We start from the raw sequence: 19,421 nt of genomic DNA, 5'->3' as shown, positions 1-19,421 counted from the left end.
GGACTGTAAAATTAATCGTAAAAATTATTTAGCGACAACTTGCTTATATTGCGGTTTCCACATTGCATCAAGAACGGCTTGTTCTACATTTTCAGGAATGCGGTTTGCCACGCCTTCTTTAATGGCAGTTTCCGCTACGGCGATCGCAACTTTAATTGAAACTTCTTGTAAGTCGCTCATGCTCGGCAGAAGGCCTGCACCCGGTGTTTCAAAATCAACGCTTTCTGCGATTGCGTCAGCAGTTGCTGCAAACATTGCAGGAGTAATCACTTTCGCTTCTACAACGATTGAACCGAGACCAAGTCCAGGGAACGCGAATGCGTTGTTAGATTGTCCGATTTCATGAGAAACGCCATTGTACTCTACATTGTCAAACGGGCTTCCTGTCGCCACAAGCACTTTGCCGTCAGTCCATTTGAAAAGATCGCTAGGAACGGCTTCAGCAAGCGGTGTCGGGTTAGACATCGGCATGATGACCGGACGCTCAACGTGTTTTGCCATTTCTTTGACGATTTCTTCACTGAACGCGCCGCTTTGGCCTGATGTACCGATTAAGATTGTCGGTTTCGCTTGACGGATCACTTCAATGAAAGGAATTTGTCCATTTTCATCGCGTTTCCAATCTTTAATTTCTTCAGCTGTGCGCAGGTACGGCTCTTGGAAATCAAGAATGTTTTCCATACCTTCAATTAACAAGCCTCTGTAGTCCATTGTGTAGAACGCTTTGTTGGCTTCTTCTTCAGAAAGACCGGCAAGCACCATAGTGTCGCGGATTTGGTCAGCGATTCCGATTCCGGCAGATCCCGCACCGAAGACAACCACACGCTGGTCTTTAATAGACGCGCCTGTTTTCTTCATAGCCGCAAGCACACCTGCAAGCGTAATCGCGCCTGTTCCTTGAATGTCATCGTTGAATGTAAGAATTTCATGGTTGTATTTCTTCATGATATTGCGCGCGTTTTTGTTTCCAAGGTCTTCCCAGTGAAGAAGAGCTTTAGGGAAATATTTAAGCGCAGCTTTTACATAAGCGTCAACGAAAGCTTCGTAACGTTCGCCTTGGATACGTTCATGGCGGTTACCGATGTATAAAGGATCGTTCAGAAGTTTTTCATTGTTCGTACCGACGTCAAGAACGACAGGAATAACACGGCTTGGGTCAATACCGGCGGCAGCTGTGTATACCGCTAATTTACCGATGGCGATGTTGATACCGCCTACACCCCAGTCACCGATTCCGAGGATGCTTTCTGAGTCTGTCGCAACGATCAGATCAATATCTCCGGCAGTGGCATGAAGGTTTTCAAATGCCTCTTCAATCCCTTCCACGTTATCGATAGAAAGGTAAATCCCTTGAGGTCTTCTGTACTCATGGCTGTATTCTTGAATCGCTTCACCGACAGTCGGTGTGTAAACAACCGGCAGCATTTCACGAAGATGGTTTTGAAGCAATTTAAAGAAAAGAACTTCGTTACGGTTTTGCAAATCATTCAAATATACGTTTTGGCGAAGGCGGTCCGGCTGAGCTTGAAACTGCTCGTATGCGCGTTTTGCCTGCTCATCAAGAGACAGAATTGTCGGAGGAAGCAGCCCGTCTAATCCAAGGCTTTTTCTTTCTTCTGCCGAAAACGCAACACCTTTATTTAAAGTAGGGATAGATAGAACTTCTTTTCCTCTTAAAGTAGTTTCTAAGTTGCCTTCCTTCGTTACTTTAATATTATTCAAGAAAATCTCCTTCTTTCTTCAAATAGTTAACAAAGTTAAGTAATTACCCATTTTGGCTAGTGTGATCGCGATCTGCTATATCTTTTTTTGACAATTATTCGAACAATGTCTCATAACTATTTACATTACTTAGTCATTTTATGCCTGTAAAAATGAAAATTCAAGAGATGAAAATTACTTAATTTTTTCATACTCTTTTTTAAGTTATTTAACTACAATTTTTGAAAAAACGTCAAAAAAACACCGGATTTTTTACCGATGTTTTCATGAAAAGGGTTATTTATCAGTCTGTTTTTTTCGGCACTTTGTGATGATGTCTGCATCTCGCTTCGTATGACTCCGACGCGCCGACTAAAATGACCGGATCATCATAGGAAGCGGGCTTCCCGTCAATCAAACGCTGCGTACGGCTTGCCGGCGACCCGCAAACGGAGCAGACCGCCTGCAGCTTCGTCACCGATTCGGCAACCGCCATCAGATTCGGCACCACGCCGAACGGCTCTCCCCGGAAATCCATATCAAGTCCGGCCGCGATGACACGATAGCCTTTATCCGCAAGCGAGGATAAGTCGCCGATGATCGATTCGCCGAAAAACTGCACCTCATCTACCGCGATGACGTCCGTGCTTTCACTGATATGATCCCATATTTCAGCCGAAGACGAGATGACGTGGCTTGTCATGGATGTGCCGTTGTGAGAAACGACGGCCTCCTCACTGTAGCGATTATCAATGGCAGGTTTGAACACCTTGACCTCCTGCTTCGCATATGTCGCTCTTTTCACTCTGCGGATCAGCTCTTCTGATTTCCCAGAGAACATGCTGCCGCATATCAGCTCAAGCCATCCGCTTTGCTTCATTATGTACATAGGCTATCCGCTCCCCTTTTTTTCCTGTTTATGGACATAAAAAACAGGCAAGAAGCAATTCTTGCCTGCCTGTAAAATCTATTATTACTTAAGACCGTATTTTTTGTTAAAGCGATCAACACGACCATCAGCAGAAGCGAATTTTTGACGTCCAGTGTAGAATGGGTGGCATTCAGAGCAAATCTCAACGCGTACCTCTTCTTTTACTGAGCCTGTTTCAAATTCATTTCCGCAAGCGCATTTAACTGTTGCTTTTTTGAAATTAGGATGAATTCCTGCTTTCATTGTATCCATCTCCTTCCGCCCTGAATCCCGTGTGGAAACAGAGTTATTATTCCGGAGTAATCCGGAACGCATATGAGAGAATTATATCAGTCATTTACTGCATTTGCAAATACATTTTTTATCAGCGGCGGGCTGATGATGAAAGGTTTGCCTGCTTCCATTCTTGGTTGATCAGATCGAAGAATTCCTGATTCGTTTTTGTTTTTTTCATTTTTCTCATAAACTTCTCTGCGAAGTCCGGAGAATCAGACATCGATTTGCGGATCGCCCATAGACGGTCAAGATGCTCTTTCGGCACGAGCAGCTCTTCCTTCCGTGTGCCGGAGCGGCGGATATCGATCGCCGGGAAAATCCGTCTTTCCGCAAGAGAACGGTCAAGGTGAAGCTCCATGTTGCCCGTTCCTTTAAACTCTTCATAGATGACGTCATCCATCCGGGAGCCCGTGTCTACGAGCGCCGTCGCCAAAATGGTCAGACTGCCGCCCTCTTCAATGTTTCTCGCGGCACCGAAAAAGCGCTTCGGACGATGGAACGCAGCCGGGTCAATCCCGCCGGAAAGCGTACGTCCGCTTGGCGGGATAACGAGGTTGTAGGCCCGTGCCAGGCGGGTAATGCTGTCCATCAGAATGATAACGTCTTTTTTATGTTCAACGAGACGCATCGCCCGTTCAAGCACAAGCTCCGCTACCTTAATGTGATTTTCCGGCACTTCATCGAACGTCGAGCTGACGACATCGCCCGCTACGGAACGTTCAATATCAGTTACTTCTTCCGGTCTTTCATCAATTAAGAGAACAATCAATTCAGCGTCAGGCTGATTTGTCGTAATGCTGTTAGCGATTTCTTTCAACAGCATGGTTTTACCGGCTTTCGGCGGCGCTACGATCAGACCGCGCTGGCCGAAACCGACGGGAGCCATCATATCGAGAATTCTTGTTGAGAGATAATTCGGTTTCGTCTCAAGCACCATTTGGCGGTCCGGATAAAGCGGAGTCAGCGCAGGAAAATGGACGCGCTCTTTCGCAGATTCCGGATCATCTCCATTTACCGCTTCAACGTGCAAAAGTCCGTAATAGCGTTCGTTTTCTTTCGGCGGACGCACCTTGCCGGATACTTTGTCACCGTTTCTTAAATCAAAGCGGCGGATCTGGGAAGCAGAAATGTAGATGTCTTCTGAGCTTGGCGAGTAATTAATCGGTCTGAGGAAGCCGAATCCTTCCGATTGGATGATTTCGAGCACGCCTTCCATAAACAGAAGGTCCTCCTGCTCGGCGTTGGCTTTCAGAATGGCAAAGATTAATTCTTTTTTAGTCAGTTTGCTGTAGTAGGAGATTTTATAATGTCTGGCCAGTTCATATAGTTCTTTTAATTTCATATTTTCCAAAGAGGAAATAGATACGTCTTTCATAAAAACACCACGCTTTTCATAGTCAATGTATTGCTGTTTTCATTCAAATCGGCTGCTTCGCATGATTCCGCCAAAGCACATTCTTTTATAAAACGTTCAGGAACTTCTATCGGTAACACTTCCACCCATGATCGGCGCTTTTTTAAAAAAGGAATGTCTTAATGAGTTTTGAAGGAAGCGAGGACAAAAACTTGAGAAGATCAATATTTATATCGTCTGTATGCGGTAGAATTTGAAAATTTCCCAGTACTCAAAAGAAGGAATGACACAGAAAAATCGCAGCACTCTTTATTTTTACCTCATTTCAAAAAATTATTCAACTTAAATAATGCTTTGACATATAAATGATAGGGTTGACTCTTTATTGCAAAAGAAAAGCGGGACTTTCCGTCCCGCTTTTATCTATTTATGGCCGGATCACAAGATTTGGTTTTTTCTTCAGGCTGTGTCTTCCGTCAACGAATCGGACCGTTCCTGATTTCGCCCGGATGACCAGACTTTCAGTCGTGCCGACGGAGCCTTTGAACTGAACGCCTTTCAGCAGCTCTCCGTCCGTGACGCCCGTTGCGGCAAAAATGGCGTCATCCCCTCTCACAAGGTCCTCCATCCGGAGCACTTTGGATACATCAAGGCCCATTCGCTCACAGCGGGCTTGCTCTTCCGCACTTTGCGGCAGAAGCCTGCCGATGATTTCGCCGCCGAGCGCTTTTAACGCAACGGCAGACAGCACGCCTTCAGGAGCCCCGCCTGAACCGAAGAGAATGTCTACTCCCGTATGGTCAAAGGCCGTATTGATGGCGCCCGCGACATCACCGTCGTTGATCAGTTTGATTCTGGCGCCCGCCTCACGCAATTCAGAGATGATCTTTTCGTGTCTGTCACGATTTAAAATGGTTGCCACGACATCTTCAATGTCTTTGTTTTTCGCTTTCGCAACGGCTTTTAAGTTATCAATGACAGGCGCTTCAATATCGATGCAGCCTACCGCTTCAGGACCGACCGCGATTTTTTCCATATACATATCCGGGGCGTTCAGCAGTGTTCCATGGTCGGCGACCGCGATCACCGTCAGCGCATTCCAGCCGCCGCTCGCTACGATGTTTGTGCCTTCAAGAGGATCGACTGCGACATCGACGCGCGGGCCGTATCCGTTTCCCAGCTTTTCGCCGATGTAAAGCATCGGCGCTTCATCCATCTCGCCTTCCCCGATCACGACCGTGCCTTTCATCGGCACCGTGTCAAACACGTCACGCATTGCGCTTGTCGCCGCATCATCAGCTTCATCTTTTTTCCCGCGGCCCATCCATCTGGCAGATGCTAAAGCCGCCGCTTCAGTGACTCGAACCAATTCCATCGATAAGCTTCTTTCCATTTCAACACGATCTCCTCTCAAAAGTCCGCATTTCTATGAATTTTGGAGCTGTTCTATCTCTTCGTCCGTCAGCCTTTGCCGCCAGATTGTGGCGCCCAGACCTTCGAGTTTTTTCTCAAGATTGCTGTAGCCGCGGTCTAAATGCTCAAGACCGGTAATTTCGGTTACGCCGTCAGCCATGAGCCCGGCGACGACCAGACAAGCACCTGCACGCAGATCGCTCGCCTTTACTTTTGCGCCCTGAAGCTCGGCCGGACCTGTGATAATGGCCGACCTGCCTTCCACTTTCATGTTGGCCCCCATCCGTCTCAGCTCATCTATATGTTTAAATCGGGCCGAGTAGATGGTGTCGGTTACGACGCTCGTACCGCTGGCTCTCGTTAACAGAGATGTCATCGGCTGCTGAAGATCAGTCGGGAATCCCGGGTAAACAAGCGTTTTTACGTCGACCGGTTTTATCTGCTTCTGCCCGCCGAGCATAAGAAGCTGATCGTCACTCGTCTCAATGTGAAAACCCATTTCCCTGAGCTTCGCCGTTAATGACTCCAGGTGAGTCGGTATGACATTATCAATAATGACTTCTTTCCCCATCGCGGCGCCGGCGATCATAAAGGTGCCCGCCTCAATTCTGTCCGGAATGATCGTATGCCTGCATCCGTGCAGCTCTTTTACGCCGTCGATTCTGATTACATTGGTTCCCGCGCCTTTGATCTTTGCGCCCATGCTGGTGAGCAATGTGGCAACATCAATAATCTCAGGTTCCTTGGCGGCGTTTTCTATCACGGTTTTACCTTCAGCCAGTACAGCGGCAAGCATGATATTGATCGTCGCTCCGACGCTGACGACATCTAAATAAATCCGTGCGCCTCTCAGCCTTTCGGCGCGCAGATAAATCGCGCCTTGTTCATTGGTGACTTCCGCCCCAAGCGCTTCAAACCCTTTGATGTGCTGGTCAATCGGCCGCGGCCCGAGATGGCATCCGCCCGGCAGTCCGATGACCGCCTGTTTGAAGCGGCCCAGCATCGCGCCCATTAAGTAATAGGAAGCGCGGAGTTTTTTCACTTTGCCGTTGGGAAGCGGCATGCTGATCATCGGGGAAGGGTCGACGACCATTTCTCCTTTTTCAAAATGGACGTTTCCGCCGATTTCTTTCAGCAGGTCACGCAGCGTTTCAATATCTGAGATCTCCGGAAGCCCTTCGATCGTTACTTCGGAATTTGCCAGAATGGTTGCGGGTATCAATGCGACGGCGCTGTTTTTCGCGCCGCTGATATGTACGGTTCCGTTTAACGGATCGCCGCCGGCAATATTCAACTTTTCCATGATAGTCTCCTTCCATAAGAAGATAGCTGCGGAGCGTAAATAAAATGGCATTTTATTCTGTCTCTGCAAATAAAGCTCTTGTCCAAAATGTAGCCAATTCGAAGAGAAAGAATACAAGGACATTATAAAATAACAGGAAGAAAATAGCGAAGCTTTGCGGGGCATTTTTAACACAGGATGCACAGAGGCCCGCCGGGTTCACATTCCGGGGAAACACACTCTTCACTTTGATACTTAAGGCCCGCTGCCAAACAGGAAAACATAAGGGTGCGGCAAACGGATGCAACCGGTTTGCCGCCCTTTTCACCCTTATTTATTCCAGTCTGCCAAGAATTGCTCGATGCCTTTATCCGTTAACGGATGTTTCGCCAGCTGGTGAATGACTTTCAGCGGCATCGTACCGATATGTGCACCGCGTAAAGCGGCTTCAGTCACGTGCTGCGCATGACGGATGGAAGCTGCGATGATTTGTGTATCAATGTCATGAATGTCAAAAATCTGTCTTATTTCTGAAATCAGTTCAAGACCGTTATGGCCGATGTCATCCAGACGGCCTAAGAACGGAGATACATAAGTCGCCCCGGCTCTTGCCGCCAAAAGCGCCTGGTTGGCACTGAAGATGAGCGTTACGTTTGTTTTAATGTTCAGGTCGCTCAGCGCTTTTACGGCTTTTAACCCTTCAGACGTCATCGGTATTTTCACCGTGATATTCGGTGCGATTTTCGCAAGTTCTTTACCTTCTTCAATCATTTCTTCAGCATTCAGGGAAATGACTTCCGCGCTTACTGATCCGCTCACGACTTCCGTAATCTCACGAAGTCTGTCATGGAAAGACACGTCAGCTTCTTTCGCCACTAAACTAGGGTTTGTCGTAACTCCGGCAAGAACGCCAAGTTCATAAGCTTCTTTAATCTCGTCAATGTTTGCTGTATCAATGAAAAATAACATAAGGAAAGCCTCCCCAGTAATAAATTTTCAGAACTGTAAAACATGATTGCGCTTTCTAAAGGTAAGACATAAAACCGCCTGTCAATCCTGTCAGGCGGTTTATGGATGTTACATTGGATTAAGCTTGGTTTGAAGAACCGAACTCACGCATTTTGCCGATAACCGTTTCTTTGATCGCTTCACGAGCAGGTCCAAGATATTTACGAGGATCGTATTCGTTCGGCTTAGCTGCCAATGTTTCGCGGACAGCTTTTGCAGAAGAAATTTGGTTTTCAGTGTTTACGTTGATTTTAGCCGTACCAAGTGAGATTGATTTTTTAATGTCGGCAGTCGGAATTCCTGTACCGCCGTGAAGTACTAATGGAAGGCCGGTTGATTTGCCGATATCTTCCATTTCTTTGAAACCGAGGTTCGGTTCGCCTTTGTAAGGGCCGTGAACAGAACCCAGTGCAGGTGCAAGGCAGTCGATGCCAGTGCGCTCTACAAGTTCTTGACACTCTTTAGGGTCAGCATAGATTACGCCTTCAGCGATCACGTCATCTTCCTGTCCGCCTACAGTTCCAAGCTCAGCTTCAACTGAAACGCCGTGGAAATGAGCAAGCTCAACCACTTTAGCTGTAGTTGCTACGTTTTCCTCAAACGGGTGGTGAGATGCGTCGATCATTACAGAAGTGAAGCCTGCATGAATCGCTTTCGCACAAGATTCAAAGCTTGAACCGTGGTCTAAGTGAATGGCGACAGGAACTGTCACTTTGTATTCTTCCATAAGAGCTTTAACCATGGCAACCACTGTTTTGAAGCCGCCCATGTAGCGTCCCGCGCCTTCTGAAACACCAAGAATAACCGGGGATTTTTCCTCTTCTGCTGCTTGTAAAATAGCTTGAGTGAACTCAAGGTTATTTAAGTTAAATTGTCCAACAGCATATCCTTTTTCTTTAGCTGTATTCAACATTTCCGTCATTGAAACTAAAGGCATGTCGAAAGTCCTCCTTATGTAGCCTGATTTGCTTCTTCTCGAAAAAAGCTTTCCACCTATAGCATGACCATAAAAACCTGTCATATGTAAAACAACAGATCGCTTTTTCTCCATCTCTAGGATACCAACTTTTCGACAAATCGGCAACACAATGACATAATTGTTTCTAATTTTATTAATTCGATTTTAGAGGTAAATATTTTTTCACCGCGTCTCTGATCTCATCAATGTCAAAAGGTTTCGCAAAATGAGTCAGCGCTCCGAGCTCTTTTGATTCCTTAATCATATCGAGTTCTCCGTAAGCGGTCATGATAATGACGCGGATAGATTCGTCGATCATCTTCATGCGCTTGAGAATTTCGATTCCGTCCATGCCGGGGATTTTCATATCTAAAAGCACGAGATCGGGCCGTTCTTTCGTTACGATGTCCAGCGCTTGTATGCCGTTGGCGGCCTGAAACGTCTGGTACCCTTCTTTATGAAACACTTCATTGAGCAATATGCGTATACCGTATTGGTCATCTACGATTAAAATCTTTTCATTCATCATTTTACACCCCAATATTATCATTTTCGTCAAAAGGAAGCAGTTGTTTATGTATTCTGTTTGATTTTCACATTTCCTTTAATTATAATAGTCTACTTTCCGACATTTTCTGAGCATTTTCTCTTTTGTTGTATACTGTTCTTGTATGTGTAAAGGAGGTTTCACTCATGTTAAAGATATTTACGACGCAGCTTGCAGGCATTTTTTCCCGCATTCAGGATAAGGAATCCGAAGCAATAGAAGACGGCGCGCGCCTGCTGGCGCAGGCAGCCGTCAGCGGTCATACCATTTATTTATACGGCGCAAATGAGATGCAGGGCATTTTGTGCGAGGCGGAACTCGGCTCAGAACCGATGCCTTCCGTCAAAGCGTTTCCGGATACAGCTGATTCGATTACAGAAAGCGACAGGGTGCTGATGTTTTGTTCAGGTCCGGGCACGGCTGAAGAACAGGCGCTGGCTCAAAAGCTTTATGAAAAAGGGATCGGCCTCGTTGGCGTATCTCCTGTCATCAAAGATCAAACCGGGATTGAGGAATTTTGTGATGTTCATATTGACAGCAAATTAAAAATGCCGCTTCTGCCTGATGAAGACGGGACAAGATACGGCTTTCCTTCATTAATGACAGGCCTGTATGTCTATCACGCACTGTCCTTTACGTTAAAGGAAATGATGCAGGAATATGCCTGATGCAGAAAAAAGACTTGCCGCTTTTAAAGGAGGCAAGTCTTTTTTTATTACTTCTGTTCTGCAGCTTGTACGGAAGCGCCGATAAAGTCTTTGAATAAAGGCTGAGGTCTTGTCGGTCTTGATTTGAACTCAGGGTGGAACTGGCAAGCGACATACCAAGGATGGTCTTTCAGCTCGATGATTTCCACAAGACGGCCGTCAGGGCTTGTTCCTGAGAACACAAAACCGTTCTCTTCCATTTGCTGTCTGTATTCGTTGTTGAATTCATAACGGTGGCGGTGGCGTTCGTATACCACTTCATCCGCATACGCTTCGAAGGCTTTCGTGTCTTCCTGAAGCTTACAAGGGTACAGTCCGAGACGAAGCGTTCCTCCAAGATCCTCGACATCTTTTTGTTCTGGCAGAAGGTCGATGATCGGATAAGGAGTGGACGGATCGATCTCCGCAGAGTGAGCCCCTTCCAGACCTAATACGTTTCGCGCATATTCAATGGATGCAATCTGCATACCGAGGCAGATGCCGAAGAACGGAATTTTATTCTCACGCGCATACTTGGCGGCGATGATTTTCCCTTCTACACCGCGGTCTCCGAAACCGCCGGGCACGATGATTCCGTCTGTGCCGCCAGTCAGCTCTTGAATATTGCTTTCTGTCACTTCTTCGGCGTTAATCCATTTGATCTTCACATCAGCGTCAAACGCATAGCCGGCGTGGCGCAGTGATTCAACGACTGAAATGTAAGCGTCCTGAAGCTCGACGTATTTACCGACGAGGCTGATTGTAATGGTTTTAGACAAGTTTTTCACTTTCGTGACAAGGTCTTTCCATTCCGTCATATCCGGGTCTTTGCATTCTAATTTCATATGATCGCAGACAAGCTTATCGAGTCCCTGCTCCTGAAGGTTAAGCGGGATGGAGTAAAGGTTGTCCGCATCTTCGCACTCGATGACCGCTTTCGTGTCAATATCGCAGAAGAGCGCGATTTTATCTTTCATATCTTGAGAAATCGGCATTTCCGTGCGCACGACGATGATATTAGGCTGAATACCGAGGCTTCTCAGCTCTTTTACGCTGTGCTGCGTCGGTTTTGTTTTCAGCTCGCCCGCCGCTTTGATGTACGGAACAAGCGTACAGTGAATGTACATCACGTTTTCATGGCCGATGTCGCTTTTCATTTGACGGATGGCTTCAAGGAACGGAAGGGATTCGATGTCTCCCACTGTTCCGCCGATCTCAGTAATGACTACATCTGCGTTTGTTTCTTTGCCTGCACGGTACACGCGGTCTTTCAGTTCATTTGTGATGTGCGGAATGACCTGAACCGTTCCGCCGAGGTAGTCCCCGCGGCGCTCTTTTTTCAATACGGCAGAATAGATTTTACCAGTCGTCACGTTGCTGAATCTGTTCAGATTAATGTCAATGAACCGCTCATAATGCCCTAAGTCAAGGTCAGTCTCAGCGCCGTCATCGGTAACGAATACCTCACCGTGCTGGTACGGGCTCATCGTTCCCGGGTCAACGTTGATATAAGGGTCAAATTTTTGGATGGTGACGCTCATGCCTCTGTTTTTCAAAAGGCGGCCAAGTGACGCAGCCACAATTCCTTTTCCGAGTGATGATACAACTCCCCCGGTTACAAAAATATATTTCGTCATTTCGTTTGCTCCTCTCTTCGGTCTGCGCTACATTCCTTAAAATGTGCCGTTTTATAGAAAATCATTTCACTAAAAACAAATGATGTGTAAAAGAATTTGGGAGATGAAAATAAGAAAGCTCCCTTTCAATTTCTTGAAAGGGAGCGTAGCACTCTTATGAATTCTCTTCTTTTTGAAGAGCCCAAAATACATACTACATAGTTCGACAATGAAAGTCAAGATCGTTTTGCTGATATAAAATCAGTCTTTGCGATCCTCTTCCTCATCATCATAATCTTCCTCATCTTCTTCAATCATCTCGTCTTCGATCTCAAGCTCGTCGTCATCTTCTTCATCGATATCTTCGTCGTCAAAGCTGTCTGCTTCAAGGTCAATATCTTCTTCTATTTCATCGAGATCGATGTCATCTTCGTCAACTTCCTCGAATTCATCAAGGTCGAGATCTTCCTCAACGACTTTTTTCGCTTTTTTCTTTTTCGCTTTTACAGTCGGCTGTGTTTCTTCGTCCAGCTGATCGTACGGATACCAGCTGCGAAGCCCCCACGTCTGGTCTGACAGAGCAATAAAGCGGCCGTCAATGTTCAGGTCTGTATAAAATTGGGCGATACGGTCACCCAGTTCCTCTTTCGTAACACCGAGCAAGGAGATCATTTCATTCAGCAGCTCCTGGAACGGAACCGGTTTTTTATGTTCTGAGAAAATTTCGTGAGCGATTTCAACTAAAGCCATCTGCTTCAGCTGTTCCTGAGAATATTGTTTGATACTCAAGGTCGGACACTCCCTTTCTATTACTTATATGTATCTGTTTCTATCCTATAATAAGAACGAATTTGTATTGTTTTGTTCATAAACCATACCTCTCATTATAAACAAATTAAAACAGAATATGCTACCCTTAACAGCGTAATTTAAGAAATTTTAGAGCCGTCCCTTCATAAATCGGCTGATGTGCGAAAACAAAGCCGCCGGCATATGCGCCGGCGGCCCGCTTCTTTCTATAAAGACTCTTGTTTTTCGGCGCCGAATACAGACATGGCGAGCAATTCACTGACATCATAAGTGCCGATCGCGTCTTCGGCTTCTTTCGCTTTCGTACCGTCACCGAGCATGGTCAGACAGTAAGGACAGCCGGAGCTGATGACCGTCGGACTGACAGAAAGCGCCTGCTCAGTCCGGGCCGTGTTGATTCTCGCTCCCGTTTCTTCTTCCATCCACATGAGCCCTCCCCCGGCGCCGCAGCACATCCCGTTTTCGCGGCTGCGCTCCATTTCCTTCAATTGAACGCCCGGAATGGCTTTTAAGATCGCTCTCGGCGGCTCATACACTTCATTGTATCTTCCTAAATAGCACGAGTCATGGAAGGTAATCGTTTCATTCACCGGGTGAAGCGGTTTTAGTTTCCCCTGTGACACAAGCTCGGCTAATAATTCAGTATGATGATAGACTTCGGCCCGGAATCCGAAATCAGGATATTCATTTTTGAACATATTATAGGCGTGCGGATCAATCGTGACGATTTTTTTGATCCCGTGTTTTTCAAATTCGCCGATGTTGTGTTCCGCCAGCTCTTGGAACAGAAACTCGTTGCCCAAACGGCGCGGCGTATCGCCTGAGTTTTTTTCCTTATTGCCGAGAATCGCAAAGGATACGCCCGCTTCATTAAGCAGCTTTGCAAATGAGACGGCAATCTTTTGGCTCCTGTTATCGTAGGAACCCATTGAGCCTACCCAAAACAAGTAGTCGAACGCTTTGTCTTGTTTTTTCATTTCTTTCACTGTCGGAATCTCTGTATCAGCCTGCTCCCTCCAGTTCTCGCGCTCTTTCCGGTTTAAGCCCCACGGGTTTCCCTGTCTTTCAATGCTTGTCATGGCCCGCTGCGCGTCGCTGTCCATCTTCCCTTCCGTAAGCACAAGATAGCGGCGCAGATCGATAATTTTATCAACGTGTTCATTCATGACCGGACATTGATCTTCACAGTTGCGGCAAGTGGTGCACGCCCAAATCTCCTCTTCCGTGATGACCTCGCCGATTAAGCTCGGGTTGTAATCAATGGCTGCGGCCGCTTCACGCGATCCTCCCCCTGAGGAAGCCGCGGCGAGCTGATTCGCTTTCGTGTGCTGAAAAACGGGCGCGGGCACCCACGGAGATTTTGACGTCACGGCAGCGCCTTTTTCCGTCAAATGGTCTCTGAGCTTTAAAATGAGGTCCATCGGCGAGAGCATCTTGCCCGTACCGGAGGCCGGACACATATTTGTACAGCGGCCGCATTCGACGCAGGCGTAAAGGTCGACAAGCTGAGAGCGGCGGAAGTCTTCAATCTTTCCGACGCCGTAGCTTTCTTTCGTCTCATCGGTGAAATCGATTTTTTCCAGCTTTCCTTTTGAATCCAGCCTGCTGAGGAACACATTCGCCGGACCCGCAATTAAGTGCGCATGCTTTGATTGCGGCACGTACACTAAAAAGCTGAGCAAAAACAAAAGATGAAGCCACCATGAAACATAAAACACGGCGGCGGCCGCCGGCGCTGAAAGACCGCCGAGCACAATCGCAATGGAGGAGGCGATCGGCTCCGTCCAAGACAGAGAATGATCGTGCCATAAAAGGTTCATGGCGTTCCCGAGAAGCACCGTCACCATCAGTCCGCCGATAAACAGCAGGACAAGCCCCGCTTTAAACCCGCGTTTCAGTCTGACGAGTTTTTCAATGTAGCGCCGGTAAAACGCCCAGACTACGGCGACTAAAATCAGAAACGTGACGATTTCCTGAAAAAAGGTAAACGCCGGATAAAGCGGACCGAACGGCAGATGACGGTCAGGAAGCAGCCCTTTCAGAATAAAATCAATTGCGCCGAACTGAACGAGTATAAAACCGTAAAAAAACAGAACGTGGATGATGCCGCTCTTTTTATCTTTCAGCAATTTTTTCTGTCCGAATACATTCACCCATATCTTCTGAAGACGTTCTTTCAGGCGTTTATCAAATTCTTCCCTTTGGCCGAGCTTAATATAAGCGATCCTCGTTCTGATCAGGTAAACGAATAAATAAACGGCGTAAGCGGTTACAGCTGAAAACAGCAGCGCGTTTACCATGAGAAATGCGTTCATCTTGTCTCCCCCTTTGTTCTGATACCCCTCTTCATTGTCATATCTTTACTTTATCATAAATAATGAATGAGTGTTCAGTCAATAATTAAATTCACATTCTCAGGGCACACTACGAATACTTCGGAAAGGAGCGTCGGTATGAAGGTCATTTTTGTGTTGCTTGTCATTTTTATCATATTGATCGCACTTATGCTGCTTGATATGCTGCTTGGCCGGGCGGCGTACAAAAAACAGGCGTATGAGCCCGTTTTTGACCCGAAAAAGAGTGATATCACACTCATTCACTGCGGCAGCGAGCTTGTGCGGCAGATGACGGCCGATATCCGCCAAGCCGTCTCTTCTATTCATATGATGTTTTTTATTATGAAGAACGACCAAGTCAGCCATGAGATGTTTCATTTATTGAAGGAAAAGGCCCAGGCCGGCGTCTCCGTATATCTATTGCTCGATTGGGCGGGCAGCCGCCAAGTGAAAAAGCCTTCCATTCAAACGATGAAAAAAGCCGGCGTTCACGTTCATTTTCTAAATAAACCGGCATTTCCGTTTCTATTTTTCAGGCTGCAAAAACGGAATCACCGGAAAGTGACCGTCATTGACGGCAAAATCGGCTATGTCGGCGGTTTTAATATCGCTGAAGAGTACCTCGGCAAAAAAGCGAAGTTCGGAAACTGGGAGGATTATCACCTGCGGATGACCGGAGAAGGCACGGCGGATCTTCAGACTCTTTTTGTAAGCGATCTGAAACGAAACACCGGAAAAGCACCCGGATCACCCGGGGTTTATCCCGCATTATCCGAAGGGAATATCTCTCATAGGACATATGCATCTGACGGTTTTTCGCTTGAATCGCATTATGAAAACTGCATCCGTAAGGCGGAGAAAAAAATCATTATCGGCACGCCTTATTATGTACCGAGCAAAAAGCTTCAGGAAGCGCTTATTTCAGCCTGCCGAAAAGGCGTCAAAGTCATCTTGATCGTGCCGATGAAATCAGACCACCCGCTCGTTCGGGAAACAGCTTTTACCTATTATCCCGAGCTTCTGAAGGCCGGCTGCCTCATCTATCGGTATTATCAAGGCTTTTATCATGTCAAAGCTTTCATTATTGATGACCGCATCAGCATTATCGGCACGCCGAATTTTGATAAACGGAGCCTGTTCTGGAATGAAGAGGTGAATGTCATCATTCATGATGAAGCCTTTACAAAGGAAGTGCTTTCAACCATAAAGCAGGACATCGAAAAATCCGAGCTTCTCACATTAGAAAAAGTGAAACAGCGCTCCGTCAGACAGCTTCCTGCAGAATGGCTGGGAAAGGCCATATCTTACTTTTTATAAAGGAGAAACCATATGCTGTTCAGATTCGGATTCGTCGCAAACGCCATGTGCCTTTGGGACGCGTCCCCCGCCAAAACCTTAACATATGCGCGCTATACCAAGCTTTCCCGCAGTGAGCGGAAAGACGCCCTGCTTTCTGTGACGAAAGCAAATCTTACCAATACGCTGCGCACCATCCACTATGTGGTCGGCCACGGCATCCCGCTGTACAGGTTCTCAAGCTCGATTGTGCCGCTCGCCACCCATCCGGATGTGCTGTGGGATTTTGTCACGCCGTTTCGCCAGGAGTTTCGTGAGATCGGCGGGCTGGTCAGAAAATATGACCTCAGAACGAGCTTTCATCCGAACCAATTCACGCTTTTTACAAGCCCGAAACAGGAGATTACCGCAAATGCGGTCAAGGATATGGCCTATCATTATGACATGCTGGACGCAATGGACATCGCGGACCGTTCCGTCATCAACATCCATGTCGGAGGCGCTTACGGTGACAAACAAAGCGCGCTTGGCCGTTTCCGCGTGAATCTGAAAGAACTTCCCGATGTCATCAAACAGCGGATGACTTTAGAAAACGATGATAAAACATATACGTCCGAGGAAACACTCAGTGTATGTGAACAAGAAGGCATTCCGTTTGTGTTTGATTATCACCATTTTTACGCCAATCCGACTGATGACGCTGATTTAGATGACATTCTTCCGCGGATGATCAAAACATGGCAGCGGATCGGCTTAAAGCCAAAGGTCCATCTCTCCTCGCCAAAATCAGAATCAGCCATACGCAGTCATGCGGACTATGTGGATGCGAATTTTATTCTGCCGGTGCTGGAGCGGTTCAGACAATGGGATACGGACATCGATTTTATGATTGAGGCGAAAGAGAAAGACCGGGCGCTGCTCCGGCTCGTCGAAGAATTAAGCGCCATCCGCGGAGTCAAACGCCTGGCGGGCGGAGTGCTGAAGTGGAAGGCATAACCAGGTTTATCACCCGTTTATATGGGGAATTTCCGAAATAACAGACCATCAGACGGAGGAGAAAACATATGAAAAACATTACATCTTTGAAAATAGTTGCTAAGAAGTTCACTTTACGTAACATGCTTCAGCTTTATCAGCTTTGCCACACGGGAGGTCACGAGCTGTATATCTACTCTAAAAAAACGATGTGCAAAATCAAAGATATCATTGAGCTGGAAACGTTCAGAATGGCCCATAAAGAACAAGAATATTTAATTGTAGTGGAAGGAAAGAAAGCGGTGCAGCTTGTTGACCGTTTCAAACATATCATCGAACCTGCGCAAAAAGAAGCCCATTAAATACGGACTACATAAAAAAAGGATAGACAGGAGGCTCCCGGCCCCTTTTGTCTATCCTTTTTCTTTTATTAATGAATCAGCTCGCCGAATTGGGCCTGATGAAGTCGCTGGTACATGCCGCCGGATGCCAGCAGTTCCCTATGATGACCTTGTTCAGCGATGCCATCTTTCGTGACGACGACGATCCGGTCCGCATCCTTAATCGTAGCCAGCCGATGGGCGATCACAAGCGTTGTGCGTCCTTCAGACAGCTCTTGCAGCGATTTTTGAATGGCGGCTTCCGTTTCTGTATCGAGGGCTGATGTAGCCTCGTCTAAAATTAAGATCGACGGGTTTTTCAAAAACATTCTGGCGATGGAAAGCCGCTGCTTCTGCCCGCCTGACAGCTTCACGCCGCGCTCGCCGATCACCGTGTTTAAACCGTCGGGATACCCGTTTACCAAGTCCTCTAAATGCGCCTGGCGGACGGCCTGCCAGATTTCTTCCTCAGACGCGTCGAGCCGCCCGTAAGCAATGTTTTCCCGCAATGTGCCGGAAAACAGAAAGACATCCTGCTGGACGACGCCGATTTGTCCGCGCAATGATGACAGCGTCATGTCCTTAATATCGATTCCGTCGATGGAAATCACGCCTTCAGACGGCTCATAAAAGCGCGGCAGCAGACTTGTCAGCGTTGATTTTCCCGCTCCCGAAGGCCCGACGAATGCGACTGTCTCCCCGGCATGAATGGACAAATTGATTCCCGACAGAACCGGACTGTTTTCTTCGTAACCGAATGACACACCATCATAACGGATATTCCCTTTTAAACCGGACACATGTCTCGCGTTCGGGGCGTCCTTGATATCAGGCTCCGTTTCCAGTATTTCTATAAAGCTTTTAAAACCGGCAATGCCTCTCGGATACATCTCAATAATCGCGTTGATTTTATCAATCGGACGGAACAGAACGTTCGTCAGCAGAACAAAAGCGACGAATTCCCCGTAAGATAACGATCCGCGGATCACGAACCATGTGCCGCACAATAAGACGAACAGCGTGACGAATCTTGTCAGCATGTAACTGATCGAGCCGTTTTTCGCCATGATTTTATATGACGTCAGCTTTGTTTTGCGGAAACGCTGATTGTTCACGTCAAACCGCTGCGTTTCAAACGCTTCATTGCTGAAAGCCTGAACAAGACGGATGCCGCCGATATTGTTTTCAACCCTCGCGCTGAAGTCCCCGACGTCTTTGTTCAGTTTTGTAAACGCAGAGGTCATTTTTTTATTGAAATACAAAGCAAGCCATATGACGACCGGCATAATGATAAAAGTCAACAGCGCGAGCTGCCAGTTAATAAACAGCATCACACCGAACGCGCCCAAAATCGTCATGATCGCGATAAACAGGTCTTCAGGCCCGTGGTGGGCGGTTTCTCCGATATACATCAAATCATTGGTGAGCTTGGACATTAAACTGCCCGTTTTGTTGTTATCGTAAAATTTGAACGAAAGCTTTTGCAGATGGTCGAAAAGCTTTTTCCGCATATCGGTTTCAATGTTAATGCCGAGCATATGGCCCCAATACGTCACAACATACTGAAGTGCCGAGCTGAGGGCGTAGACCCCGAATAAAGCAGCGGAAGTCAAAATAATCAGACTCCAATCCCGCCCCGGAAGCAATGTATCGATAAAGTAATTGACAATCAGAGGAAAACTCAGCTCCATCAATCCGCCGGCGATGGCAGAAAAGAAGTCGAGAAAAAACAGCTTTTTGTACGGTTTATAATAAGAAAAAAATTGTCGCAGCACGATTCCGTCCTCCTTGTGCCTCGTTCTTAATGATAATATTTCTCAATTATACTATACACAAGGAGTTTTAGAAGCGT

The 19,421-nt window shown here is 46.9% G+C and carries 17 protein-coding genes and 1 pseudogene; 4 read left to right on the top strand and 14 right to left on the bottom strand.

Annotated elements, in window-relative coordinates:
- Positions 1 to 24 precede the first annotated feature (24 nt).
- The 10 genes and pseudogenes from malS to spo0F all read right to left on the bottom strand — a co-directional run bounded on the left by malS (position 25) and on the right by spo0F (position 9,452).
- Positions 25 to 1,722 carry an oxaloacetate-decarboxylating malate dehydrogenase gene (gene malS, locus NQS30_RS00565; protein ID WP_007407609.1) on the bottom strand — a complete coding sequence of 566 codons (1,698 nt, stop codon included), beginning with the start codon at positions 1,720 to 1,722 and terminating at the stop codon, positions 25 to 27.
- A gap of 283 nt (positions 1,723 to 2,005) precedes the next feature.
- Complete coding sequence (locus NQS30_RS00560; RefSeq protein WP_063094021.1) at positions 2,006 to 2,590, bottom strand: thymidine kinase; 585 nt, start codon at positions 2,588 to 2,590, stop codon at positions 2,006 to 2,008.
- Positions 2,591 to 2,674: 84 nt separating this feature from the next.
- Positions 2,675 to 2,875 (bottom strand): 50S ribosomal protein L31, encoded by a 201-nt coding sequence (gene rpmE / locus NQS30_RS00555; RefSeq protein ID WP_003151132.1) that lies wholly within the window; start codon positions 2,873 to 2,875, stop codon positions 2,675 to 2,677.
- Positions 2,876 to 2,996: 121 nt separating this feature from the next.
- Positions 2,997 to 4,283, bottom strand: a complete 1,287-nt coding sequence (rho, locus tag NQS30_RS00550; RefSeq protein WP_003151107.1) for a transcription termination factor Rho — start codon at positions 4,281 to 4,283, stop codon at positions 2,997 to 2,999.
- Positions 4,280 to 4,488 (bottom strand): annotated as a pseudogene (locus tag NQS30_RS21365) (hypothetical protein). Before NQS30_RS21365 ends, rho begins: the two are co-directional and overlap by 4 nt.
- Before the next feature lie 201 nt (positions 4,489 to 4,689).
- On the bottom strand, positions 4,690 to 5,655 hold the full coding sequence (gene glpX, locus NQS30_RS00540) for a class II fructose-bisphosphatase (protein WP_003151105.1): 966 nt from the start codon (positions 5,653 to 5,655) through the stop codon (positions 4,690 to 4,692).
- A gap of 33 nt (positions 5,656 to 5,688) precedes the next feature.
- Entirely contained in the window at positions 5,689 to 6,978 is a 1,290-nt protein-coding gene (locus NQS30_RS00535) for a UDP-N-acetylglucosamine 1-carboxyvinyltransferase (RefSeq protein ID WP_007407612.1), read from the bottom strand.
- 309 nt (positions 6,979 to 7,287) lie between these two features.
- Positions 7,288 to 7,926 carry a fructose-6-phosphate aldolase gene (gene fsa, locus NQS30_RS00530; protein WP_007407613.1) on the bottom strand — a complete coding sequence of 213 codons (639 nt, stop codon included), beginning with the start codon at positions 7,924 to 7,926 and terminating at the stop codon, positions 7,288 to 7,290.
- Positions 7,927 to 8,044: 118 nt separating this feature from the next.
- Positions 8,045 to 8,902, bottom strand: coding sequence for a class II fructose-bisphosphate aldolase (locus tag NQS30_RS00525; RefSeq protein WP_003151102.1), 858 nt, complete (start codon positions 8,900 to 8,902; stop codon positions 8,045 to 8,047).
- Positions 8,903 to 9,077: 175 nt separating this feature from the next.
- Entirely contained in the window at positions 9,078 to 9,452 is a 375-nt protein-coding gene (spo0F, locus tag NQS30_RS00520) for a sporulation initiation phosphotransferase Spo0F (RefSeq protein ID WP_012118670.1), read from the bottom strand.
- Between the two features lie 164 nt (positions 9,453 to 9,616).
- Between spo0F and NQS30_RS00515 the strand changes: the two genes are divergently transcribed.
- Positions 9,617 to 10,138 carry a DUF2529 domain-containing protein gene (locus tag NQS30_RS00515; protein WP_007407614.1) on the top strand — a complete coding sequence of 174 codons (522 nt, stop codon included), beginning with the start codon at positions 9,617 to 9,619 and terminating at the stop codon, positions 10,136 to 10,138.
- A gap of 47 nt (positions 10,139 to 10,185) precedes the next feature.
- Here the strand turns inward: NQS30_RS00515 and pyrG are convergent, their stop codons facing one another.
- The 3 genes from pyrG to NQS30_RS00500 all read right to left on the bottom strand — a co-directional run bounded on the left by pyrG (position 10,186) and on the right by NQS30_RS00500 (position 14,897).
- A complete protein-coding gene (gene pyrG / locus NQS30_RS00510) occupies positions 10,186 to 11,793 on the bottom strand; it encodes a glutamine hydrolyzing CTP synthase (protein WP_003151098.1) in 1,608 nt (535 codons plus the stop codon).
- Between the two features lie 240 nt (positions 11,794 to 12,033).
- Positions 12,034 to 12,561 carry a DNA-directed RNA polymerase subunit delta gene (rpoE, locus tag NQS30_RS00505; protein ID WP_007407616.1) on the bottom strand — a complete coding sequence of 176 codons (528 nt, stop codon included), beginning with the start codon at positions 12,559 to 12,561 and terminating at the stop codon, positions 12,034 to 12,036.
- 227 nt (positions 12,562 to 12,788) lie between these two features.
- A complete protein-coding gene (locus NQS30_RS00500; RefSeq protein ID WP_015240765.1) occupies positions 12,789 to 14,897 on the bottom strand; it encodes a (Fe-S)-binding protein in 2,109 nt (702 codons plus the stop codon).
- A 138-nt stretch (positions 14,898 to 15,035) separates the two neighbouring features.
- Between NQS30_RS00500 and cls the strand changes: the two genes are divergently transcribed.
- The 3 genes from cls (at position 15,036) to NQS30_RS00485 (ending at position 17,551) form a co-directional block, all read left to right on the top strand.
- Positions 15,036 to 16,235, top strand: coding sequence for a cardiolipin synthase (cls, locus tag NQS30_RS00495; protein ID WP_020954350.1), 1,200 nt, complete (start codon positions 15,036 to 15,038; stop codon positions 16,233 to 16,235).
- A gap of 12 nt (positions 16,236 to 16,247) precedes the next feature.
- Positions 16,248 to 17,210, top strand: coding sequence for a UV DNA damage repair endonuclease UvsE (gene uvsE, locus NQS30_RS00490; protein WP_052827955.1), 963 nt, complete (start codon positions 16,248 to 16,250; stop codon positions 17,208 to 17,210).
- 68 nt (positions 17,211 to 17,278) lie between these two features.
- Positions 17,279 to 17,551: a hypothetical protein gene (locus tag NQS30_RS00485; RefSeq protein WP_059367630.1), complete on the top strand. Its 273-nt coding sequence runs from the start codon at positions 17,279 to 17,281 to the stop codon at positions 17,549 to 17,551.
- A 68-nt stretch (positions 17,552 to 17,619) separates the two neighbouring features.
- On the opposite strand, the gene NQS30_RS00480 is transcribed toward NQS30_RS00485, so the two are convergent.
- Positions 17,620 to 19,344 carry an ABC transporter ATP-binding protein gene (locus NQS30_RS00480; RefSeq protein WP_069006841.1) on the bottom strand — a complete coding sequence of 575 codons (1,725 nt, stop codon included), beginning with the start codon at positions 19,342 to 19,344 and terminating at the stop codon, positions 17,620 to 17,622.
- Between the last annotated feature and the right edge of the window lie 77 nt (positions 19,345 to 19,421).

The organism is Bacillus sp. B1(2022) (genome assembly GCF_040259625.1).
GTDB lineage: Bacteria > Bacillota > Bacilli > Bacillales > Bacillaceae > Bacillus > Bacillus velezensis.
This window is presented reverse-complemented; position numbering and strand designations above follow the sequence as displayed.